The following is a 22,747-nucleotide window of genomic DNA, read 5'->3' as shown; positions in this document are numbered from 1 at the left end:
CCGTTGTCGGGTCGTCCGCGGGATGACCCGGGGACGCCGCTGTTTATTCCGTTCCCGCCGCCGGAGCGGCCTTCCTGCGCCCGAATGCCTTCAGGCGCTCGTCAACTGTCGTAAGCTGTTGCCGCAGTCTGATCTGCTCGGCGATTGATCCTTCCGGGTCCTCGTCAAACCGGGCGATCGTGGCTGCCATAGCATCCTCGAGCGCCGGCTTCTCAACCAGCAGCGACACAGCTTCGGCCAGTTCCTCGCGCGCTTCACCGGGTGGAATGCCATCTCTGAGGAAGGCGTAGCGAATATCGACCGGTGGGGCAGGATAGCCTTGCGGGTGAGATATGGCGGTTTCGCCGCGCGAATCAAGTGTCTCGGACAGCTCTATCAGCGATTCGATTGCAGGTGCGGCTTTCGGGTCGAGCCGGGCGAGGCTGGAGAGCGCCTCGGCATGGCGTTCGATTTCGCCGGGATGGCGGAGAAAACCGGCCAGCACGGCATCGAGCAGATCGGACCGCTGGCCGCCGACGGTGATCGCTTGCAGGGCCGAACGCGCCTCGGGCGAGAGGCCGCGCGACTGCGACGGCCCCGTGCGCCACGATGCGGAGCCCGGCCGAGCGCGCGGCGGTCGAGGCGGATATGCAAAGGCCGAAAACCGGTCGAGCAGTTCGCGGCGATAAAGCGCCTGGATATCGCGATCCTGGATCGTATCGACATGCGCCATCAGCCGCGCCTTCAACCCGGCTTTCGCCTCGGGGCTCTCCAGCGGCAACGCATCGCGTTCATACTGCCACAGGAAATCGAGCAGCGAGGTCGGCTCGGCCAGCAGCCGTTCCATCGCGCCGACCCCGTCGCGGTTGATGAGGTCGTCCGGATCGAGACCGGCTGGCAGGCGGACGATGCTGAGCGATCGCATCGGGGCGAGCAGGGGCAGGGCCCGGCCGATCGCGCGCATCGCCGCCTTCTGCCCGGCGGCGTCGCCATCGAAACACAGCACCGGCACTTCGACCATGCGCCACAGCATTTCGAGCTGCATCTCTGTCAGCGCGGTGCCCAGCGGGGCGACGGCATCGCCGAACCCCGCCTGCGCCAGCGCGACGACGTCCATGTAGCCTTCGACCACGACGACCCGGCCGGACTGGCGCGATGCGGGCGCGGCACGGTGCAGGTTGTAAAGCGTGCGCCCCTTGTCGAACAACGGGGTGTCGGGCGAGTTGAGATATTTCGCGACGCCGTCGCGGTCCTGCAGGATGCGTCCGCCGAACGCGATGACCCGGCCGCGGGCATCCTGGATCGGGAGCATCACCCTGCCGCGAAAACGATCGTACTTGGTGCCGTCCTCGGTTGCGATCCGCATCCCGCTTTCGACCAGCATCGCCTCGTCGAAGCCGGGCAGCGCGGTTGGCAGGGCCTGCTTGCTTTCGGGGGCGTAGCCGAAACCGAACTCCCGCAGCGTTTCCGGTTTCAGCTCGCGCCGCTTCAGATATTCGAGCGCCTCGCGCCCCTCCGGCCCGCGCAGGTTGTCGACGAACCATTGCTGCGCCGCTTCGGTGACGTCGACCAGGCTGGCGCGCTTCTCGGCCCGTTGCGCGGCGACCGGATCGGGGGCGGGGACCTCCATCCCGGCTTCGGCGGCAAGCTCCTTGATCGCGTCGATAAACGACAGCCCGCGCTGCTCGATCATCCAGCCGATGACGTCGCCATGCGCGCCGCAGCCGAAGCAGTGGTAGAAGCCCTTCTGGTCGTTGACGGTGAAACTCGGCGATTTCTCGTCGTGAAACGGGCAGCACGCCTTCCATTCGCGCCCCGCCTTGGTGAGCTTGGTCGTGCGCATGATGACGCTCGACAGCGTGATCCGCGCGCGCAGCTCGTCCTTCCATTGCGGGGTGATTGTCATGGGTGAAGAGTGCGTCCGAATGCGCGCGCGTTCAAGCGCACTCTGTGGAATAGGCTGTGATTAGCTGAGCGCCGCTTTCACCAGCCCGCTCGCCAGCTTACCATCGAGCACCGCGCCGTGCTTCGCCTTGAGCGCACCCATGACCTGGCCCATGTCCTTCATCGATGACGCGCCGGTTTCGGCCTTGATCGCCTCGATCGCGGCCTTCGTCTCTTCCTCGCTCATCATCTGCGGCAGGAACTCATCAATCACCGCGAGTTCGGCCTTTTCGTTGTCGGCCAGCTCCTGGCGGCCGCCCTGTTCGTACATTTCGATCGATTCGCGGCGCTGCTTGGCCATCTTCTGCAGCACCGAGGTCACCAGCTCGTCGTCGGGGATATCCTTGCCGCTGGTCCGCTCTTCGATATCGCGGTCCTTGATCTTGGCCGCGATCTGGCGGAGCGTCGCGGTGCGGCCTTTTTCGCCGGCTTTCATGGCGGTGATGGTGGCAGCCTTGATATCGTCGCGGATCATTGCTCTGGAACTTTCTGTGGATGGAAGGGTGCTGGAGCGCGCTCTAACGCAACCGAGCGCGTTCGCCTAGGTTGACGCGCACCGCGCACGGCCCTAGCGGATGAGACTTAGCGACATCGCTGGAAACCCTGACCCGGAGAGCCCGAATGGCTTCTGCTGCCTCCCGTCCTGCGCAACCCAAGGGGGCGACAGGAGTCCTCGTTCTGGCCGATGGCAGCGTGATCTGGGGCCGGGGGTTCGGCGCGAGCGGCAGTGCGGTGGGCGAGGTGTGCTTCAACACCGCGATGACGGGATATCAGGAGGTGATGACCGATCCCTCTTACGCGGCGCAGATCGTCACCTTCACCTTTCCGCATATCGGCAATGTCGGTGCGAATGCCGAAGATGTCGAAAGCGCGGTCGAAAGCGCAGTCGGCTGCGTGGTGCGCGAGGATGTGACCGAGCCTTCGAACTTCCGCTCGCTGGAGCGCTTTACCGAATGGATGGAAAGGCACGGCAAGATCGGCCTGTCGGGCGTCGACACCCGCGCACTGACCCGGCGCATCCGGCAGAGCGGCGCGCCCAACGCGGTGATCGCGCATGATCCGGAAGGCCAGTTCGATCTCGATGCGTTGCTGGCGCAGGCGCAGCAATGGTCGGGGCTCGAAGGGCTCGATCTCGCGATCAAGGTCACGCGCGCACAGCGCGAGGACTGGGCCGGGGGGTATTGGCGGCTCGGGCATGGATACGGCCGGGCCGACTGGTCGAACAAGCCGCACGTGGTCGCGATCGATTACGGCGCGAAGGACAACATCTTCCGCAATCTCGTCAAAGCGGGTGCGAAGGTGACGGTGGTTCCGGCGAAGACCTCGTTCGACGAGATCATGGCGCTGGAGCCCGACGGCGTGTTCCTCTCCAACGGCCCGGGCGATCCGGCTGCGACCGGTGAGTATGCGGTGCCGGTGATCAAGGCGCTGCTGGATGCCGATGTGCCTTTGTTCGGCATTTGCCTCGGCCACCAGATGCTTGCGCTGGCGGCGGGCGCGAAAACGACAAAGATGCACCAGGGCCACCGCGGCGCGAACCATCCGGTCCAGCGGGTCGGGGAGGGCTGGGGCGAAACCGCCGGGCTGGTCGAGATCACCAGCATGAACCACGGCTTCGCGGTCGACGCCGACACGCTGCCGCCGGAGGTGGAGCAGACGCATGTGAGCCTGTTCGACGGCTCCAATTGCGGGATTGCCGTGAAGGGCAAGCAGGCGTTCGGGGTGCAGTACCACCCGGAGGCGTCACCGGGGCCGCAGGATAGCTTCTACCTGTTCGAGAAATTCGTTGGGGGTTGGGGTGAGGATCTTCGGTCCGATTCATGATCTCTCCCTTCCCCTTGGGGAAGGGTTGGGGATGGGGGTTCAGCGGTGATGGGGCAGGGCGACAACTCGGGCGTCGCACACCCACCCCAACCCCCTCCCTCAAGGGAGGGGGCTTAGCAGTTGCGCGCTATTTCGATTTCGCGCTTGATCGCTTCGAGTACACCATCAGTGTTCTCAAGCACCTCGTGATTCCAGAAGCGGATCACGCGGTAGCCGTGCGCTTCGATGATCTGCGTTCGGGCAGCGTCAGCCTCTGCGGTGTGCTGTCCTCCGTCGAGTTCAATCGCAATTCTCAGGCTGCGGCACGCGAAGTCCGCGATGAAATCGCCAATCGGAGACTGACGGACGAATTTCGCGCCCATCCGGCTTGCGCGCAGGTGCGACCACAGCCGCTTTTCCGCTTCGGTTGGATCGTTGCGCAGTTTGCGCGCCACGCCGGTGAGGCGCTTCTCAGTCATCGCACTACACCCATCCCCAACCCCTTTTCTCAAGGGAAGGGGCTTCGGAGCACATAATGCCACGTCGCACAGATATACAATCCATCCTCGTCATCGGCGCAGGCCCAATCATCATCGGGCAGGCCTGCGAGTTCGATTACTCGGGCACGCAGGCGATCAAGGCGTTGAAGGAGGAGGGCTACCGGGTCATCCTCGTCAACTCCAACCCGGCGACGATCATGACCGATCCGGAGTTTGCCGACGCGACCTATATCGAGCCGATCACGCCCGAAATCGTCGCCAAGATCATCGCCAAGGAAAAGCCCGACGCGCTGCTGCCGACGATGGGCGGGCAGACCGCGCTCAACTGCGCGCTGAAGCTCGACGAGATGGGTGTGCTGGCCGAGCACGGGGTCGAGATGATCGGGGCCAAGGCCGACGCGATCGACAAGGCCGAAAACCGCCAGCGGTTCCGCGAGGCGATGGATTCCATCGGGCTCGAAAGCGCGCGCAGCGGCGTTGCCAACACTCTCGAACAAGCCCGCGCGCTGATCGACCATACCGGTCTGCCCGCGATCATCCGCCCCAGCTTCACGCTCGGCGGGACGGGCGGGGGAATCGCCTACAACAAGGCCGAGTTCGACAAGATTGTATCCGACGGGCTCGACGCTTCGCCCACCACCGAGGTGCTGATCGAGGAATCGCTGCTCGGCTGGAAGGAATACGAAATGGAGGTCGTCCGCGACAAGGCGGACAATTGCATCATCATCTGCTCGATCGAGAATGTCGATCCGATGGGCGTCCACACCGGGGATTCGATCACGGTCGCCCCGGCACTGACGCTGACCGACAAGGAATACCAGATCATGCGCACCGCCAGCATCGAGGTGCTGCGCGAGATCGGGGTCGAGACCGGCGGATCGAACGTGCAGTTTGCGGTCAATCCCAAGGACGGCCGCCTGATCGTGATCGAGATGAACCCGCGCGTCTCGCGCTCGTCGGCGCTGGCATCCAAGGCCACCGGCTTCCCGATCGCGCGCGTCGCGGCGAAACTGGCGGTGGGCTACACGCTCGACGAGATCACCAACGAGATCACCGGCGCGACCCCGGCGAGCTTCGAGCCGACCATCGACTACGTCGTGACCAAGATCCCGCGCTTCGCGTTCGAGAAGTTCAAGGGCACCGAAGCGACGCTGTCGACCGCGATGAAATCGGTCGGCGAGGTGATGGCGATCGGGCGCAATTTCGCGGAATCGATGCAGAAGGCGCTGCGCGGTCTCGAAACCGGGCTCGACGGGTTCAACCGCGTGCCCGAGCTCGAAGGGGTGGCGACCGATGTCATCACCGCAGCGCTTTCGCGGAGGACCCCGGACCGGCTGCTCAAGGTGGCGCAGGCATTCCGCGAGGGGCTGAGCGTCGAGGACATCCACCCGATCACCGGTTATGATCCGTGGTTCCTGCGCCAGATCGAGGCGATCATCGCTGCGGAGCGCGAAGTGCAGGCCGATGGGCTGCCGACCGATGCGGCCGGACTGCGGCGGCTCAAGAGCATGGGCTTTTCCGACAAGCGTCTCGCGACGCTGGCGGTGCGCTCGGTCGGGGTCGCGGGCGGCATGGCGGAAACGCAGGCCAAGCGCTCCGGGCTGCTGCACGACGCGCTGCAAGCCATGGCAGGTGCGACCAGCGAGGAAGAGGTGCGCCAATTGCGCCGCAAACTCGGCGTGCTGCCGGTGTTCAAGCGGATCGACAGCTGCGCCGCCGAATTCGAAGCGATCACGCCCTACATGTATTCGACCTACGAGGCCCCCAGCTTCGGCGAGCCCGAATGCGAAGCCGATCCGAGCGACCGCAAGAAGGTCGTCATCCTCGGCGGCGGGCCGAACCGGATCGGGCAGGGGATCGAGTTCGATTATTGCTGCGTCCATGCCTGTTTCGCGCTGGCGGAGCAGGGCTTCGAAACGATCATGATCAACTGCAACCCGGAGACGGTTTCGACTGATTACGACACCTCGGACCGGTTGTATTTCGAGCCGCTGACGGCCGAGGACGTGCTCGAGATTCTGCGGGTCGAAATGTCCACCGGCGAAATGGCCGGGGTGATCGTGCAATTCGGCGGGCAGACGCCGTTGAAGCTCGCGCAGGCGCTGGAGGATGAGGGAATCCCGATCCTCGGCACCAGCCCCGATGCGATCGACCTCGCCGAGGACCGCGAGCGGTTTGCCAAGCTGGTCAACAAATTGAAACTCAAGCAGCCCGAAAACGGTATCGCCTACAGCCGCGACGAGGCGGCGGCGGTTGCCGCGCGGATCGGCTATCCGGTGCTGCTGCGCCCCTCCTACGTGCTCGGCGGGCGGGCGATGGAAATCGTCGATTCCGAAGCGCAGCTTGATGATTACATCAAGACCGCCGTGAATGTGTCGGGCGACAGCCCGGTGCTGGTCGACCAGTACCTGCGCGACGCGACCGAATGCGATGTCGATGCGCTGTGCGATGGCGAGGAAGTGCGCATCGCCGGAGTGATGCAGCATATCGAGGAAGCCGGGGTGCACTCGGGCGACAGCGCCTGCACCCTGCCGCCCTATTCGCTGCCCGCAGAGATCGTCGAGGAAATGGAGCGTCAGGCCGATGCGCTCGCCAGGGCGCTAAACGTCATAGGGCTGATGAACGTGCAGTTCGCGGTCAAGGACGGCGAAGTGTACCTGATCGAGGTCAACCCGCGCGCCAGCCGCACCGTGCCGTTCGTCGCGAAAGCCATCGGCCAGCCGGTCGCCAAGATCGCCAGCCGCGTGATGACAGGCGAGATGCTGAGCACCTTCGAGCCGTTCAAGCGCGATCTGCCGTACATGGCCATCAAGGAAGCGGTGTTCCCGTTCAACCGGTTCCCCGGCGCCGATCCGGTGCTCACCCCCGAAATGAAATCGACCGGCGAGGTGATGGGGATCGACACCAGCTTCGAGGCCGCGTTTCTCAAATCGCAGATGGGCACGGGCATGACGCTCCCGCGCGAGGGGACCGTGTTCGTTTCGGTCAAGAACACCGACAAGCCGGTGATTGTTCCGGCGGTCAAGAGTCTGATCGGACAGGGGTTCAAGGTGATCGCAACCGGCGGGACACAAAGCTATCTCGCAGAACAGGGCCTCGCGGTGGAACGGATCAACAAGGTCGCCGAAGGGCAGCCGCATATCGTCGACAAGATCATCGACGGCGAGATCGCGCTGATTTTCAACACCACCGAGGGTTGGCAATCGCTGATGGATTCAAAATCGATCCGTGCGACCGCGCTGGAGAAGAAGGTGCCGTATTACACCACGGCGGCTGCTTCGGATGCCGCGGCCCGGGCGATTGCAGCGATTGCACCAGAGGAGCTTGAAGTCCGCTCGTTGCAGGACTATTATAGCTGACGCAACCACGCCGTCTCTCCCGACATTTTCGCCTTTCGGACCGCCAATTGAGCAGCGGTCGCACTCGAAATCATGCGATTTGCGCCGGGATGGGACCAGAAGGAAAGAAACGGATGGCCACGATGGAAAAGGTTCCGATGCTCGCGGAGGGGTATGAGCGTCTGACCAGCGATCTCAAGGCGTTGCGCGCCGAAAGGCCGCGCATCGTCGATGCGATCGAGGAAGCGCGTGCGCATGGCGACCTGTCGGAAAATGCCGAATACCACGCCGCGAAAGAGCGCCAGGGCCAGGTCGAAGCGCAGATCGCCGATCTCGAAGACAAGGTCAGCCGCGCGCAGATCATCGACCCTGCGAGCCTTTCGGGCGACAAGATCATCTTCGGCGCGACCGTGACGTTGCTCGATGAAGACGACAAGCCGGTGAAGTATCAGATCGTCGGCCAGACCGAAGCGGATGCCGCCAAGGGCCGCATTTCCTATTCTTCGCCCCTGGCGCGAGCGCTGATCGGCAAACAGGTCGACGACGAGATCGAAGTGACGGTGCCTGCGGGCGACAAGTTCTACCTCGTCAACAAGATCGAATTCATCTGAACGATCGTGTTGTCCTGCGAAAGCAGGATTGCATGGCGCCGGGCTCCTGCTTTCGCAGGAGCTCACGCCAAACACTTTTCCATCGCGTAGTTGTGGATCGGCACGCTGCGGGTGCCGTCCTGCCGGTCGTGCGAGATTGCGAAGTCGCGGCGATTCAGCGCCGTGTACCCGGCGCGCTCGAACGCCGGGCGGGCCAGTTCACTCGCTTCGGTGTAGAGTCGCTCGATCCCGGCAGCGCGTGCCGCCTGTTCGGCCTGCACCAGCAGTTGATCGGCCAACCCGCGCCGGGTGTGCTCGGGGTGGCAATACAGCATGTCGAGGTGCCCGTTCGGCTCGAGCAGCGTGTAGGCGACCGCATGGTCGTCGGCGTCAGCTGCGACGATGATCGTGGCGCCGTTCCGGAACCTCTCGAGGAACCGGTCTGGTCCGGGATGCCGTGCCGCCCAGGCTTCCACCTGCTCGGGCGTGTATTTAGCAGAACCGACCGCCCGGATTGCATCCAGCGTCAGGTCCGCCAGCGCCGGCGCGTCGTCAGCGCGGAACGGGCGGATAGCATAGGCCACCGCCCGGCCTACTTGTCCGGGGTCAGCAGCTTGTGAATGTGGACCACCACATATTTCATTTCGGCATCGTCGACCGTGCGCTGCGCCTGCGCGCGCCAGGCTTCGACCGCATCGTCATAGGAACTGAACACACCGACGACGTGCAGGCTTTCCGGGTCCTGGAACTCGTGTCCGCGCGGGTCCTTGACGCGGCCACCCATCACGAGGTGGAGCCGCTGGTTCGGGGTGGTTTCTTCCATAGCCTGATCCTTGGGGAGATGGTGTTATGGGCGCGCCATAGCGCACCGCGCGAGCGGGGCAAGTCTGTCCCGATGGCGGCTAACGCCTAGTTCGCGACACGATCCTTGATACCGCGTACCGCGCGTTCTGCCCGGCGACGGGTGCGGCGGGCGATGGTGCGCGACTTGTCAGCTGCGGTTCCGGCCATGTATCCGGCCTCGCGCTTCATTTCGCGCGACTTTGCAGCGGCGCTGTCGCCCAGATCCTCGATCCTGTCCTGGCCGCTTCGCGCAGTGTCGAGCACGTCGTCGATCAGTCTCATGCCGTAGGCGACGATTGCATCGGTAAACAGGGTGCCGATCGCTGCGCCGCGCGCTCTGGCCGCACCGCCGACGCTCTTCGCGGCGCCCGATGCGGCGCCTCCGACTGCGCTTACGGTTCCGGTCGCTGCGCGTGTCACCGCTCGCCGCCCCGGCTTGGTCATCAGACCGATGACGACTCCGACCGCGATAGCTCCACCGAGCACGGTAAACGGGTGCTGCCGCGTGTATTCGGTGGCGGCGCTCGCGGCCTCGCGCGCCTGGTCGGCGAGCGTACGCTGGGCGATGCGGCGTTCGCTCGCCTCGATCTTGGCGCGCAGCTCGTCGCGTTTTTCGGAGGCGGTGGCGGGCAGATTATCGGTCATAGTCGTCTCCGTAGGATTCGGGGGCGGGGGCGGCGCAGGGTCCGCGCCCTCCTGCTCAGTTTCGTCGCCGGACATGTCGTCGTCACCGTCCGGTTTGGCAATGCCGAGTATTTCGAAAATCGGCTCGCGCGCGAAGAACAGGACGATCGCCCCGATCAGGGCCGCGAGGATTCCGCGGTTGTCTTCCGCGTGAGTTCTGGCGACTTCGAACACGTCTTTCGCTCCGTCGCCCACGCGGCTGCCGACACGATTGGCGATCGACTTGCCCGAAAGGCTTGCCTTCGCATGCGCGAGATCGGCCATCAACACCTGGCGTGCCGCATCGCGCAGCGCCCGGTCTTCGAGGAATTGTTCGGGCAGTCCGGTCACGTGTCGCCGTCCGTCGGTTCGAGCTTGGGCGGACTTTCGAACAGGGCTCCTATCCGTGTGCCCTGCCGCATTGCGGCGCGCGCGAGCAAGGCCACCAGCAACAGCAGCGCGCCGACGACGATCGCAATCGCACCCCAGATGCTGACCAGCGGGGCGAGCGCGATCACCAGTCCGACCGCCAGCGCGAGAAAGGCGATGTGCAGCGCGATGATGGCGAGAACGGCGAACACCGCCGCCATTCCGACGCTGCGCCCGGCAAGCGACGCGCGGGTCTTCTGAAACGCGATCTCGGCTTCGGCGTAGGTCCGCCCGTCGTCGACCAGTGCGGCCAGTTCCTCGAACAGCCCCTCATCGCCGGAGACATCGTCTTCGGACGCGACGGAAGGGTCCGGCTTCAGACCCGGTGAAGCAGGGGACAGCGGCGCATCGGGATCGCCTTGCGGACCTGCCGGTCCCTTGTCGTCGAGCATGAACGGCCCCCCGCTCGCCTGCGGTCAGCCGCGCGGGCCGCGGAACATGCGTGCGAGGAGAAATCCCGCCACCGCAGCGATGCCTACCGCCACGCCGGGGCTCTTGCGCACGAACTCGCGCGCGTCCTCGCCGATTTCCTCGACGCTCTTGGCTTCGAGCTTGGCCGAGGTTTCGGCCAGGCTGCGCGACGCTTTGCGGGCGTAATCGCCGTATTGCTCGCCGAAACGGTTGTCGATCTGATCGGCGGTGTCGCCCACGACCTTGCCGATCGAAGCGATCGCATCGCTTGCAGCGGATTTACCGTCGGTGGCGAGTTCGCCTGCGCGGGTCTTTGCTTTTTCGCCATACTGGCGCGCCTCGCTCATAAGGTCGTCTCCTTTGCTGCGAGCCTGTTCGCGGTATGCATCGGCACGGGTTCCCGCTTCGCTGCGTAGCGCGGCGGCTCCGGCCCTCGCTTCCTCGAGAGCGGCATTGAAGCGGCTCTTCGCTTCTGCTGTGCCGGTCGACGCATCGGAAGCCTTGGCGGTGGCCGCCGTCTTTTTCGGCGAAGCCTTCTTGGGCGATGTCGATTTGCTGGTCGAACCCTTGGCCGAGGTCTTGGCCGGTGTTTTCGTGGTGCTTGTGTCTGCCATGGTCTTTGTCTTGCCCTCCAATCGATTGCTTTTCCAGTAGGAAAGCTCGGGGTTGATACGTGTCAGGTCAACGCCGCTTGCGCCTGCATGTTCCGGGGAATAGGGGTGCGGGCAGCAAGCGCGGCGGTCGTCCAGAATCGTCGCCGATTCAAGTGTCTTATCTCCATACAACACATTCTCGGCGGAGCCAACAATGACTGCGATAATCGATCTGCATGGACGCGAAATTCTCGACAGCCGCGGAAATCCGACGGTCGAAGTCGACGTTCTGCTAGACGATGGCAGTTTCGGCCGGGCGGCGGTGCCTTCGGGCGCATCGACCGGCGCGCACGAGGCGGTCGAGCTGCGCGACGGCGACAAGGGTCGCTACAAGGGCAAGGGCGTGCTGAAGGCGGTCGAGGCGGTCAATACGGAGATCCGCGACTTCCTGATCGGAGCGTTCGATGCCGAGGACCAGCGCGACATCGATCTGGGCCTGATCGCGCTCGACGATACGCCAAACAAGGGGCGGCTCGGCGCGAACGCGATCCTCGGCACCAGTCTGGCGGTGGCGAAGGCGGCGGCGAATGCGCGCGGTCTGCCGCTTTATGCCTATCTCGGCGGGGTGTCCGCGCACGTCCTGCCGGTGCCGATGATGAACATCATCAACGGCGGCGAACACGCCGACAACCCGATCGACATCCAGGAGTTCATGGTCATGCCGGTCGGCGCGGACAGCATTGCCGAGGCGGTGCGCTGGGGTTCGGAAGTGTTCCACACGCTCAAGAAGGGCCTGTCGGACAAGGGCCTGTCGACCGCAGTCGGCGACGAGGGCGGGTTCGCGCCCGATCTCGCCAGCACGCGCGCGGCGCTCGATTTCATCATGGCCTCGATCGAGCAGGCCGGCTTCAGGCCGGGCGAGGATATCGTGCTGGCGCTGGACTGCGCCGCGACCGAGTTCTTCAAGGACGGCAAGTACGAAATTTCGGGCGAGGGGCTGAGCCTCGATGGCGCTGGCATGGCCGACTACCTCGCGAAGCTGTGCGACGATTATCCGATCCGCTCGATCGAGGACGGGATGAGCGAAGACGATTTCGCCGGATGGAAGGCTGTCACCGACGCGATCGGAGACACGGTCCAGCTGGTGGGTGACGATCTGTTCGTGACCAATCCCGTGCGCCTGTCCGACGGGATCGAGCGCGGCCTTGCCAATTCGCTGCTGGTCAAGGTCAACCAGATCGGCACGTTGACCGAGACGCTGGCCGCGGTCGATATGGCGCACCGCGCCGGCTACACCAGCGTGATGAGCCACCGGTCGGGCGAGACCGAAGACGCGACCATCGCCGATCTCGCGGTTGCGACCAATTGCGGTCAGATCAAGACCGGATCGCTCGCGCGTTCGGACAGGCTGGCCAAGTACAACCAGCTGATCCGGATCGAGGAAGAGCTCGGCGACAGCGCGGTCTATGCCGGGCGAGGCTGCTTCGGCGCGCTCGCGCGCTGATCGAGGCAGGGTGCGCCTGAACACGCTCTCCGTTGATTGGGGCGAGAGAGAGGTGCTCAGGCGCTGTCAGCGGGCGGATCAGTAGGGACCGCCGGCGCTGGCAAAGTATTGTTCCATGGCGGCGATCCCGCGCTCCGTCAGTCGCACGAGCACCCGGCGCTGATCGTCGGCATCCTGTTCGCGCAGCACCAGCCCCTGATCGGCCAGCACCCCCAGCCAGCGCAGGCCGGTGGTCGGCGGCGCTGCCGAGCCGATACAGGCGCTCGACACGGACACCGTCTTGCCTTCGGCCTGGGCGATGAACAGATCGAGCAGGATATCCCAGGCCGGTTCGCCGAACAGTTCGGAACTTCCGAAGATCGCGGCGCGCTGGCGACGGACCGCGTAGGTGCGCCTGGCGATAGCCAGATAATCGTCGTGCGGGGCGGGCTTGTCTTGGCTGCGCGCTTGATACCCTCCCGCGTCGGGCGCGGACGTGGCGGGTTTCGGCTCAAGGTCGCCATCGCGCAACTGCTGGGCAATCGCCATCAGCTGGTCGGCGAATGGGCGCAGGTCCTGTAACGCTCCGGTTGACAGCGCGGCTTGGCGTGCGCGTTCGCTGCGGGCCTCGTCCCCCGAGCTATCAGGGTTGACGGATTCTCCCATATTCACGCGGGCAGGCCTGCAGCGGTGGTGCCGCCCCTCCATCGAGCGAATGATTGACCCATTGCAACGTCTGCCACCCTGTGAACCTGAATCGGAGCCTCCAGCTCAACAAGACGAGGTCCTCAGCGGTAGAATGGCGCCGCCATGGTTCCTCGCCCCCGCATTTTCTTAGCGGCCGGGGCGGACCTTGGCTTTACGTGCAAATACGGATGTGCAGGGTTTGCAATTGCTGCCGCCAGCGGAAGAGGCTGTCGCGCGACAATTCTGCGGCATATTCTGGCCTCTCAAGTATCCCTTGCGACCGCTCGCTTCATCTGTTCCAGCCGCAATTGCTGGATGGCTGCATCGAGGTGTGCAGCCGCCAGCAGGGACCCGATCCTGTCGAGTTCCAACAATTGCTGTTCGAGCGTTGCCAGCACCAGACCGATCCTTTCAACAGCGGGTCTTGCCGTGTTGCCTTCCGCCAATTCTCGGTTCCCCGTGTCTGCATTATTTTTTCGCGCTGAGGCAATTACCGCAGCCAATCCCCCCGGAACAGCGGAATTGCCTCGGATATCAACCTAACACCTTATGGAAAGCTATACCGGGAAACTACGTAGTCACGGTCGCACAGGAGCGGGATGGAACGGGTATTTCCAAGAGTTTTCAACCGAAGCGTTCGGCCAGCTGCAACATCGCGAGCGCGGCCCTAGCAGCTTCGCCGCCCTTGTCCTTTTGCGCGGGATCGGCGCGAACCAGTGCCTGCTCCTCGTTTTCGGTGGTCAGGATGCCGTTCCCGATCGCGATTCCATCCATCGTCAGTGCCATGATCGCGCGCGCGCTTTCGCCGGCGACGATTTCGAAATGATAGGTTTCGCCGCGGATGACGACGCCGATCGCCACGAACCCGTCATATGCGCCGCTTTCAGCGGCGAGCGCGATCGCTCCGGGCACTTCGAGCGCACCCGGAACGGTGATCACGTCGGCTTCGTGACCGGCGGATTCGATCGCAGCCTTCGCGCCGGCGATCAGCATATCGTTGAGGTGCGCGTAGAACCGCGCTTCGACAATCAGGATATGGGCCATGTGGGGATTACTCCGGAATGGGCTTGTGGCCGGTAATGGTGAGACCGAAGCCTTCGATGGCGACGAGGTCAGGCCGCGAATTGGACAGCAGGATCATGTCGTGCACGCCGAGATCGGCGAGGATCTGCGAACCGATACCGATGTTGCGGATTTCCTCGTCCTGAGTCCACTCCCCGCTCGAACCGACGCGCCCGGTCAGGATTACGATAATGCCCGAGCCGTGTTCGCCGATCGCGCTCATCGCACGCTGCAGCGTGCGTTTGCGCGGCCCCGGTTGCCCCAGCACGTCATCGAAGACCGAAATCGGGTGAACGCGGGCGAGGGTGGGCTGATCGGGATCGACGTGCCCCTTTTGGAGGACGTAGGCCTCGTTGTCGGAAACCCGGTTGCGGTAGGTGATGAGCCGCCACTGCCCGCCGTAATCGCTGTCAAAAGCGCGTTCGCCGACGCGTTCGACCAGGTGTTCGTTGCGCATGCGATAGGCGATCAGGTCGCGGATGGTGCCGATCTTGAGATCGTGCTTGCGCGCGAAGGCCACGAGGTCGTCGAGCCGGGCCATGGTCCCGTCCTCGTTCATGATCTCGCAGATCACGCCGCTGGGATTGAGCCCGGCGAGCCGCGAAATGTCGACCGCTGCTTCGGTGTGGCCGGCGCGGACCAGCGTGCCGCCGTTGCGCGCGGTAAGGGGGAAGACATGTCCTGGGGTGACGATATCGTCCGGGCCCTTGGTGCTGTCGATCGCCACCGACACCGTGCGCGCGCGATCAGCTGCCGATATGCCGGTGGTGACGCCTTCCCTTGCCTCGATCGAGATGGTGAAGGCAGTCTGCATGGATTCCTTGTTGTTGCGGCTCATCGGCTCGAGCCCGAGCTTGTCAACCCGCGCCTTGTCGAGCGCGAGGCAGATCAGGCCGCGTCCGTGGGTCGCCATGAAGTTGATCGCCGCCGGAGTCGCCATCTGCGCGGGGATGATCAGGTCGCCTTCGTTCTCGCGGTCCTCATCGTCGACGAGGATGTACATCCGCCCGTTGCGCGCTTCGTCGATGATTTCCTCGATCCCGACCAGCACGGGGCGATCGTCATTGGCATCGAGAAACGCTTCGAGCTTGGCGAGCGTTTCGGCGGTCGGGTTCCATTCGGGCTCGGCGGCGTCACGCAGGGTATTGGCGTGGAGACCGGCGGCACGGGCGAGCCCGGCCTTGGTCATTTCGCCCGATGTGACAAGCTCGCGCACGCGTGTGATTGTCGATGTGTCCATTGCTCAAATATATCACATCGTAATGTGATTGCAAGCGGCACAAGTGGAGTCGGCCTGGTCGCATTCGGCATATGCACCGGGCCGATCAACGCATTATTGATAGACCGGCCTGCGCTAACACCGTATCTTTCTCCCGCGATTTGATCGACTTGCATGCGTGGCGTCGAGGTCGCGGGAGCAGGACACTGCCATGCCGATCCGCCATCCCGAGAATGCCATCGTCGTGTCCGACGGGCTGTTATCCGAGGCCGAACACGAGGCGCTGTGGCAGTTCTTCCTCGCGCAATCGTTCAGCCGGGTTCACGAACAGGGCCTGTCGCGCGTCTATCGCCTTACCGATGGCGAAAGCTGGACTTCGGAGAGTCACTTCCTGCAAGTCCACGACGATCCGAGCGCGGCGGTCCCCTCTGTCGGGACGGGGGCAGCCAACCCGATCATGCGGCTCTTTCAGGCGATGTTCGCGACCAAGGGGTTCGCGGCCTTTGCGGCCGGGTTCGAACCCTGGACTCACATCGCCTTCAATTGTTCGCTCTACCCGCCGGGATGCGGGCTGGGCTGGCATGCGGACCAGGGGCATTCGGGGGCCTTTATCTATTATGTCCACCCCGAATGGCACGACAGCTGGGGCGGGGAACTGCTGATCGAAGACCCGCGCTCCCCCGACAGCGGCACTGAGGGGGTGGCACCGTCGAGGCACCGCGAATTCTACGGCTCGATCAGCCAGGCGTTGGATGGCGGCCCCGGAGACGGACGATTTCTCGCGCCGGTGCCCAATCGACTCGTCGCATTCCGATCCGGAATCCGTCACATGGTGAAGAAGGTGGACAGCGCCGCGGGCGAAGCCTTTCGCGCAGCGATCTCGGGCTTCTTCACGACCAAATCGGAAGCCGACTGACGATCATCCCGGCATCTCCATCTCGCCGAGGGCGCGGGTCACGTCGGGATTCAGCAGATCGGTGAAGGGGGCGATCAGTTCGCTCGGGCGCGCCCGAATGAAGCCGCGCCGCGCCGTGGCCAGCATTTCAAGCGCTCCGGGGGTCGGCTGCGAAGTGCGGGCATTGGCGAGCGTCCAGAAATGCACCAGACCGTACCAGACGAAACTCGCATGGATGAAGGTGTTGATGTCGAGCAATTTACCCGTCCATGGCGAAACGATCGCGGCATCGGTCTGCACCACGGTGAGGATCGGCGCGACGAATTCGCAATGGTCGATCGCGCAGTGGATCGATTCATGAACCAGCCCGTCGGTGATCAATTCCGGCTTGTCCCGCGCGAACAGCGGATTGGTCATTACCATTCGCCCTGCAGTCACCCGCGCGCCGCCAGAATGGAACCCTTCGTCCGCGCGTGAATTGCGCGCGACCATGACGCGGGCGAAGTCTTCGAGGAAGCGCCGGGCGAGGGGCGATCCGCTCTCGACCAGCGCATAGGCGGTGAACAACAGCGCCAGGATGTCGCTCTCGGTGGCTTCGTCGATCGGCTCGGCGCCACTATCGACGCCGGGAATGATGCCCTGCGTCGCCGGGCACCGCGTGTCGATCGGAAGGTAGCCGTCGAGCACCGGCGCGCTGTAGGCAAGTTCCCAATCTCCGTCGCCAGCGGGATCGATGCGGTAAGAGCGATCGCCCTTGGCCGACCAGATCGCTGCAGCGCGCGACTTCGGCTTTTTGCCGGTCTCGATCGCCGCGACGGCGAAAGCGCCTTCGAAATATTCGATCGCGGTATCGGGTTCGCACATCCGGCTGCTGGCGAAGATGCCCTGCGGTGAAGAGATGCAGGCAATCCGGTCGCTTTCGTCCAGCAGCGCGGCGGCCGCCTCGAGCCGCACGCGCTCTTCGGGCAACAGCCGCTCGTCGTCGTTGAGAAATCTGTCGTAACGTCGCGCGGCATTGCGTTCGAGATTGCGCGCCAGCGCGCCCGCCTCGCTCATCGGATTTTCCCACTGCAGCGTTTTCCTGAGTTCGCAGTACATCGAGCAGTCCTCCTGATTGGCTCGGCAGGTCACGCCTGCTGGCGCTTGGTGAAATCCCTGGCTTCGGGGGCGAACGGCACGATCGCGCCGTCGCGCTCGAGCACGAGGCGGCCTTCCTCCATCCGATAGACGACGTCGGCACGCTCGAGCATCAGGCTGCGGTGAGACACGCACAGCTTCGCCGCCGGATGCATTTCGAGCTCGGCCACGACGCGTTCCTCCAGTTCCGGATCGAGTGCCGACGTCGCTTCGTCGAGCAGCATGAACTGCGGTTCGCGATAATAGGCGCGGGCCAGCAACATCCGCTGGATCTGGCCACCGGAAAAGTTGCAGATGCCTTCGTTGATCGGGCTGAAATAGCCCATCGGCAGCCGCTCGATATCCTCGTGAATGCAGGCCATCCGGGCGCAATGTTCGACCCGTTCCATGTCCCGATCGCAGCCGAACCACGTCAGGTTTTCGAGGATCGTCCCGGAAAACAGCTGTTCCCCCTGCAGCACCACGCCGGAGCGATCGCGCAACGCGCGGAAACCGGCTTCGTCGAGCTCGGTGCCGTCGATGGTCACGCGACCGGACTCGGGCGAGATCAGACCGAGCAGCAATTTGAGCAAGGTCGACTTGCCTTCACCCGAAGGGCCGCGAATGGCGACCATCGATCCCGGGGCCAGCGTCAGGCTGGTCCGGTCGACGACCAGCGGTGCCTCGTCGGCGTAGCGGAAACAGACATCCTCGGCGCGCAGCACCGGTGCTGCGGTCGCGAACGCGTCCGGCTCGGGCTGCGTCCAGGACAGCCCGGCTCTCGCACCGGTCACGTCGGCGAGGCGATAGGCATACATCTTGATCAGGGCGAGCTGTGCCAGCCGGTCGAACAGCGTCATCATCCGGTCGTAGAGCTGCTGACGGATCATCAGCACCGCGATCAGCACGCCGAGCGACAGCTGGCCAGTGGCGACAAGCCAGATGCCGGCGATCACGATCCCGAGCTGGTCGATCGCCGAGATCGAGAAGCGGGCGGACCCGACCACCGTTTCTAGCCGGCGCATCCTGAGGGTCGCGAGGCCGCCGCGGTGCAGCGCCGACTGCCAGATCGAAAGCCGCTGCGGCTCGATATTGGCGGCCTTCAACGTCAGGATACCGCGCAGGTTCTCGATCAGGTGGCCCATCTCGGTCGAATCGGCCTTGACCTGTTCCTGGTTCAGCCGCGCATTGAGCGCCAGCAGCTTTACCCGCAGCAGGAAATAGATGCCCAGCATTACCAGGCTGATCGCGCCGAAGAACGGGCTGAACCGAAAGAGGACGAACAGCGCGAGGATGCCGAACAGCAGGTCGATCGCGGCCGGAATGCCCTGTTCGACGACAAGGTCGCGGATATCGCGAATATGGCCGACCCGCGCGACGAGATCGTTGATCCGGCGCGCACCGAAAAACCCGTAGCTCAGGCGGAACAGGTGATCGACCAGCTTGTTGCTCGAGCTCAGGCTGGCCATGACGCCGACCCGCAGCAGCATTTCGCGCTGCGCCAGTTCGGCGATCGCGGCGGCGGCGATCATGCCCAGCACCAGGGCCGCGGCATGCGGGATCGCGGCGATCGCGCCCTCCGCTCCGATATTGTCGACAAGGCTCGCCATCCAGACCGGTGCCAATATCACCAGTGCCTGCGACAGCAGCGCGATCATGAAGGCCATCGCGGTCAACGCACCGAGCCCCCGCAGGTTCGGAAGAAACGGCCTGACCGGAGCGCTGCCAACGCCCGGCGGGCGTGCGGACAGTTCGACCGAAGGTTCGAATTCGACGGCCACCCCGGTAAACCCGCGCGACAGCTCCTGAAGCCCGATTCTCTGGCGACCGTGGCTCGGATCGAGGATTGTCGCATGCCGTGCGCCGACCTTCTCGAGCACGACGAAATGATTGAAATTCCAGTGCAGGATGGCCGGCAGTTCGAGCTGGTCGAGCTGGTCGAGTTCGGCCCGCACCGCGCGGCCATCGAGCCCGAAGCGTTTGGCGGTCTTGATGATATTGCCGACGGTTACGCCGCTGGAAGTGTATCGCGTCGCGGCGCGCACTTCCGGCATGGTGGCGGGAATGCCGAATGCGCCGAGCACCATCTTGAGGCTGGCGATCCCGCAATCGGTGGTGGACGGGTGCAGCACTACTTCCACCCTGGTCTTGCGCGCGCGCCGCGCCCGCCCGATCACCGCATCTCTCCGTGCCGATCGATCAGCAGGTCTTCCACCGGATGGACGCGGCGAATCTCGCAGCTCTGGCGCGTCTGCGTTTGCTCAGCCGTTTGAATACATCCATCCGAACGCAGTTCGATCGGCACGGTGAGCGCTCCGTAGAGAGCCCCCCGAGAATAAGCAGCAGCAGGATCGCCGCCGCCATGGTCCAGCGCGGCAGGGTAAGGCGCGGCTCGCCGATCTCGCCGTAGGCTTGCGCTTCGAGCGCATCGGAGCGGAAGATGCTGCGGCGGTCCATGCTACGCCGCCTCCGGCAGCAGCGTTTGCGCCTGCAATCCGCCAAGGAATGCCGTGCCGGCCTCGGTCAGGCGTCCGCTGGCGAGCACGTTCATGCCCAGCACCTCGGTGTAACCGGCCATCAGAACCATGCGTTCGCCGGCCTGCACACCATAGCGACCCGAAAGCGCCCGGCGCATGAAATCCCAGATATTGAAGCAGGCGTGATGCGCAAAGGCGCAGCGAACCAGCGGTCGCTCGCAACCTTTGATCGGCGAAAAGACGAACTCGGTCGCCTCCGGATCGACCAGCGGCACGACGCTGTTGAGCAGCAGGTAGTGCTGGTGACTGGCTTCGTGGATCAGCGTCTCGGCGACCATCACCGGGTCGAGTGGAAACGAGATATGTACCACCCCCGGGCGGCTCTTGTAGGAGCCGCTGCTGAGGTCGCTGTCTTCCGGCATTTCGGTGATCGCGAAACCGCAGACGAGCCGGTCGATCCAGGCGAGATGCCGCGGCGAAACCTCACCGATCCACCGTACCGCCTCGATCATTGCGTGTTGCGCTTCGTTGAGCACATGCTCCGGCACGCCATGATCGAGCGGTGCGGGCCACATCACTTCGACGTCGGCATTGTCGAGAATCACTTCGCGGGTCGGAAGTACAAATTTGTCTCGGATGCCGGGTAACCGATACCAGCGGCAGTCGCCGCCGAGCGGAGCCGGGCGACCGCTGCTGTCGATCGAGACGAACCGGCCATCGCTCCACAAGCGATCGATCGGCCCGGTCGGCTCCGGCTCCTTCGCTGGCAAACCCGCGTCGCGCAGCATCGCGGCGAGCTGCACGAGCGCCGCTTCCGCCTCGCCACGTTCGATGAGGCGGGTCGTTTCCGCGATTGCCGGGGTCCACAGCGCGAAACAGATTTCGCCATCTTGCTCCGGACCAATCCGCGCGAGTGCGGCGGCGATGTGTTTCGCGTGCTCACGTGCCACTTCGTCCGCTGCAGCCGCAGCAGCCCGCCGGTGCAGCACCTTTACCAACGCGAGCAGCGTCTGGGCAATTGCCGGAGCGGCGGCAGGAGCTGCCTGCGCGCATTCATCGAGCAGGCGTGCAACGGGCGAGTCATCGGAACATGCGGCACTCATGCAACTTCCTTTCGGGCGGGAAACAGGGGGTCCGCGGCAAAGCGCGGAGAGGGCAGCAAGCGCCCGGTGGCCGAAACCTCGCGTTCGACATGCCGGTGGAACGCGAACAGCGCGGAGCAATAGAGCGAGGGATTGTCGAACCCCCTGTCGGACGAGTAGCGGGAGATCAGCGGGCCACCCTGGCAGATCTCGCCGTAGCGACACGATGTGCACGGTCCGGCCGGTTGCTCGGCAGCGCGAGCGATGCTCTGCCAATGGGGATGCGCGAAGACATCGGCGAGGGTTGCGCTCGCGACATTGAGCGTTTCGTCGAAGCGATCGGCAAACGCGCTGCGGATCGTATCCTCGACATAGATCGTGCCGTCCGATGCAATCGTCATCGCGTGCGACAGATCTTCGCGGCAGTGGTGGGTGGACTCGGCCGGAATGGCCACGATCATCGGCAACAGGGCATCATTGACGAACCGGATATGCAGGCCCGGATCGGCCCGCCGTCGCCACTCCTCGAAGATCGCGATCATCGTCTCGCCGATCCGCGCGACATCCTCCGGCTGCGTTTCCGGATTGTCGAAGAACATATCGGGCAACAGGAAATTGAGGCTGTGCGCGCCAAGTTCGTCGATGAAGAAGGAAAGCGTCTCCGCATCGGTCGTGGGAGCGATGACGGAGAGGATACCGGGCTCGGAGATGCGGCCATCTGCGGCGGCCTTCTTGAGCAAGCCCCAGCCGGCAATCGTCGCGTCGAAGCTGCTGCGCCCCTTCTTGTCGAGCCGGGCAATATCGTTGACCGCGCGCGGACCATCAAGGCTGACCCCGATGCCGATGGAGTGCTGTTCGAACAGCGCAATCCACGTTTCGTCGACCAACACACCATTGGTCTGGAGCAGGATGTCGACCTCGCAACTGTCGGGCACGGCAGCGCGGATGGTTTCGACCAGCGCGCCCATGCGATCGGGCTTGAGCAACAGTGGCTCCCCGCCATGGAGCGCGATCTCGATCCGTTCGAGACGGTGCTTGATCGCGGCCTCGCCCAGGAACCGGGCAACATCCGATACCCTGTCAGACGAAATCAACGCGGGATGCTTGAGATAGCTGTCGTCCCCGCCGAAGAAGAAATAGCAATAGGTACAGGCCAGATTGCAGCGTTCGGCCACCTTAAGCACGACCGACACATGGCGCCGCCCAGGACGGGCAAGACGTGCCTCGACATCGAACATCGGCATGCTCCTCGACGTACTGGGAAAGCAATTGCCCCGCAGACGAAACTGCGGGGCAATTACGATTAGACCGGGCGGACGCGGTTGAAGACCGTGCGCGACCAGCCGCCGACGACGATGCTGTCGAGCTGAGCATCGATCAGCGATTCGAGGCTCTTCGACTGGGCTTTTGCTTCAGTCTTGGGCGTCTTGTTCTTCGCCATTTCACAGTTCCTTTTCGAATGTCGCTTCAGATTTGGTAACCGCACCAACCCCTGCGACAGACAAAGAATAGGTGAAGTATACGATTTGCCCGCCAACCAATCCGCCGAACCGCCGCGAATCTACGCCGATCGACCGGGGAGTCGCATAAACATCTGAAGCATAGAGGAAAATTAAGAACATCTTTTGGCATA

At 64.1% G+C, this 22,747-nt stretch carries 23 protein-coding genes; 5 read left to right on the top strand and 18 right to left on the bottom strand.

Annotation, left to right across the window (positions count from 1 at the left end; translation table 11 throughout):
- Positions 1-43: 43 nt before the first annotated feature.
- Complete coding sequence (gene dnaG, locus KDC96_RS05355; protein WP_212451311.1) at positions 44-1,885, bottom strand: DNA primase; 1,842 nt, start codon at positions 1,883-1,885, stop codon at positions 44-46.
- Positions 1,886-1,945: 60 nt separating this feature from the next.
- Positions 1,946-2,398, bottom strand: a complete 453-nt coding sequence (locus KDC96_RS05350) for a GatB/YqeY domain-containing protein (protein WP_212451309.1) — start codon at positions 2,396-2,398, stop codon at positions 1,946-1,948.
- Between the two features lie 146 nt (positions 2,399-2,544).
- On the opposite strand from KDC96_RS05350, the gene carA reads away from it, so the two are divergent.
- Positions 2,545-3,747 (top strand): glutamine-hydrolyzing carbamoyl-phosphate synthase small subunit, encoded by a 1,203-nt coding sequence (carA, locus tag KDC96_RS05345; RefSeq protein WP_212451306.1) that lies wholly within the window; start codon positions 2,545-2,547, stop codon positions 3,745-3,747.
- A 113-nt stretch (positions 3,748-3,860) separates the two neighbouring features.
- Here the strand turns inward: carA and KDC96_RS05340 are convergent, their stop codons facing one another.
- Positions 3,861-4,205, bottom strand: a complete 345-nt coding sequence (locus KDC96_RS05340; protein WP_212451304.1) for an endonuclease domain-containing protein — start codon at positions 4,203-4,205, stop codon at positions 3,861-3,863.
- Between the two features lie 56 nt (positions 4,206-4,261).
- Here KDC96_RS05340 and carB point away from each other — a divergent pair, with 56 nt between their 5' ends.
- On the top strand, positions 4,262-7,585 hold the full coding sequence (gene carB, locus KDC96_RS05335; RefSeq protein WP_212451302.1) for a carbamoyl-phosphate synthase large subunit: 3,324 nt from the start codon (positions 4,262-4,264) through the stop codon (positions 7,583-7,585).
- A 113-nt stretch (positions 7,586-7,698) separates the two neighbouring features.
- Positions 7,699-8,175, top strand: coding sequence for a transcription elongation factor GreA (greA, locus tag KDC96_RS05330; RefSeq protein WP_212451300.1), 477 nt, complete (start codon positions 7,699-7,701; stop codon positions 8,173-8,175).
- Between the two features lie 62 nt (positions 8,176-8,237).
- On the opposite strand, the gene KDC96_RS05325 is transcribed toward greA, so the two are convergent.
- The 5 genes from KDC96_RS05325 to KDC96_RS05305 form a co-directional block, all read right to left on the bottom strand.
- Entirely contained in the window at positions 8,238-8,738 is a 501-nt protein-coding gene (locus KDC96_RS05325; RefSeq protein WP_212451298.1) for a GNAT family N-acetyltransferase, read from the bottom strand.
- A gap of 8 nt (positions 8,739-8,746) precedes the next feature.
- Positions 8,747-8,977 carry a DUF4170 domain-containing protein gene (locus tag KDC96_RS05320; RefSeq protein WP_212451296.1) on the bottom strand — a complete coding sequence of 77 codons (231 nt, stop codon included), beginning with the start codon at positions 8,975-8,977 and terminating at the stop codon, positions 8,747-8,749.
- 86 nt (positions 8,978-9,063) lie between these two features.
- Positions 9,064-10,011 (bottom strand): hypothetical protein, encoded by a 948-nt coding sequence (locus KDC96_RS05315; RefSeq protein WP_212451294.1) that lies wholly within the window; start codon positions 10,009-10,011, stop codon positions 9,064-9,066.
- Positions 10,008-10,481 carry a phage holin family protein gene (locus KDC96_RS05310; protein ID WP_212451292.1) on the bottom strand — a complete coding sequence of 158 codons (474 nt, stop codon included), beginning with the start codon at positions 10,479-10,481 and terminating at the stop codon, positions 10,008-10,010. The genes KDC96_RS05315 and KDC96_RS05310 overlap by 4 nt, the downstream gene beginning before the upstream one ends.
- Before the next feature lie 24 nt (positions 10,482-10,505).
- Complete coding sequence (locus KDC96_RS05305; protein WP_212451290.1) at positions 10,506-11,114, bottom strand: hypothetical protein; 609 nt, start codon at positions 11,112-11,114, stop codon at positions 10,506-10,508.
- 193 nt (positions 11,115-11,307) lie between these two features.
- Between KDC96_RS05305 and eno the strand changes: the two genes are divergently transcribed.
- Positions 11,308-12,597 (top strand): phosphopyruvate hydratase, encoded by a 1,290-nt coding sequence (gene eno, locus KDC96_RS05300; protein ID WP_212451288.1) that lies wholly within the window; start codon positions 11,308-11,310, stop codon positions 12,595-12,597.
- Between the two features lie 78 nt (positions 12,598-12,675).
- On the opposite strand, the gene KDC96_RS05295 is transcribed toward eno, so the two are convergent.
- From KDC96_RS05295 to ribB, 4 genes are all read right to left on the bottom strand, one after another.
- Positions 12,676-13,242 carry a MarR family transcriptional regulator gene (locus KDC96_RS05295; RefSeq protein ID WP_371815547.1) on the bottom strand — a complete coding sequence of 189 codons (567 nt, stop codon included), beginning with the start codon at positions 13,240-13,242 and terminating at the stop codon, positions 12,676-12,678.
- 284 nt (positions 13,243-13,526) lie between these two features.
- Positions 13,527-13,709 (bottom strand): hypothetical protein, encoded by a 183-nt coding sequence (locus KDC96_RS05290; RefSeq protein ID WP_212451286.1) that lies wholly within the window; start codon positions 13,707-13,709, stop codon positions 13,527-13,529.
- A gap of 178 nt (positions 13,710-13,887) precedes the next feature.
- Positions 13,888-14,307 carry a 6,7-dimethyl-8-ribityllumazine synthase gene (gene ribH / locus KDC96_RS05285; RefSeq protein WP_212451284.1) on the bottom strand — a complete coding sequence of 140 codons (420 nt, stop codon included), beginning with the start codon at positions 14,305-14,307 and terminating at the stop codon, positions 13,888-13,890.
- A gap of 7 nt (positions 14,308-14,314) precedes the next feature.
- Positions 14,315-15,565 (bottom strand): 3,4-dihydroxy-2-butanone-4-phosphate synthase, encoded by a 1,251-nt coding sequence (gene ribB, locus KDC96_RS05280; RefSeq protein ID WP_212451282.1) that lies wholly within the window; start codon positions 15,563-15,565, stop codon positions 14,315-14,317.
- A gap of 190 nt (positions 15,566-15,755) precedes the next feature.
- On the opposite strand from ribB, the gene KDC96_RS05275 reads away from it, so the two are divergent.
- Positions 15,756-16,460, top strand: coding sequence for a 2OG-Fe(II) oxygenase (locus tag KDC96_RS05275; RefSeq protein WP_212451280.1), 705 nt, complete (start codon positions 15,756-15,758; stop codon positions 16,458-16,460).
- A 3-nt stretch (positions 16,461-16,463) separates the two neighbouring features.
- On the opposite strand, the gene KDC96_RS05270 is transcribed toward KDC96_RS05275, so the two are convergent.
- The 6 genes from KDC96_RS05270 to KDC96_RS05245 all read right to left on the bottom strand — a co-directional run bounded on the left by KDC96_RS05270 (position 16,464) and on the right by KDC96_RS05245 (position 22,555).
- Complete coding sequence (locus KDC96_RS05270; protein WP_212451278.1) at positions 16,464-17,537, bottom strand: hypothetical protein; 1,074 nt, start codon at positions 17,535-17,537, stop codon at positions 16,464-16,466.
- Between the two features lie 29 nt (positions 17,538-17,566).
- Entirely contained in the window at positions 17,567-19,732 is a 2,166-nt protein-coding gene (locus tag KDC96_RS05265) for a peptidase domain-containing ABC transporter (protein ID WP_212451276.1), read from the bottom strand.
- Positions 19,733-19,754: 22 nt separating this feature from the next.
- Complete coding sequence (locus KDC96_RS05260) at positions 19,755-20,012, bottom strand: hypothetical protein (protein WP_212451274.1); 258 nt, start codon at positions 20,010-20,012, stop codon at positions 19,755-19,757.
- A 1-nt stretch (position 20,013) separates the two neighbouring features.
- The gene (locus KDC96_RS05255) at positions 20,014-21,135 is read right to left on the bottom strand and encodes an HEXXH motif-containing putative peptide modification protein (RefSeq protein ID WP_212451272.1); all 1,122 of its coding nucleotides are present in this window, start codon (positions 21,133-21,135) and stop codon (positions 20,014-20,016) included.
- Entirely contained in the window at positions 21,132-22,352 is a 1,221-nt protein-coding gene (locus KDC96_RS05250) for a radical SAM protein (protein ID WP_212451270.1), read from the bottom strand. The genes KDC96_RS05255 and KDC96_RS05250 overlap by 4 nt, the downstream gene beginning before the upstream one ends.
- Before the next feature lie 65 nt (positions 22,353-22,417).
- Entirely contained in the window at positions 22,418-22,555 is a 138-nt protein-coding gene (locus tag KDC96_RS05245; RefSeq protein WP_212451268.1) for a hypothetical protein, read from the bottom strand.
- Positions 22,556-22,747: the final 192 nt, after the last annotated feature.

It is taken from the genome of Erythrobacter sp. JK5, assembly GCF_018205975.1.
Lineage (GTDB): Bacteria > Pseudomonadota > Alphaproteobacteria > Sphingomonadales > Sphingomonadaceae > Erythrobacter.
The sequence above is the reverse complement of the archived record's forward strand: the minus strand, read 5'-3'. Positions and strand labels throughout refer to the sequence as shown.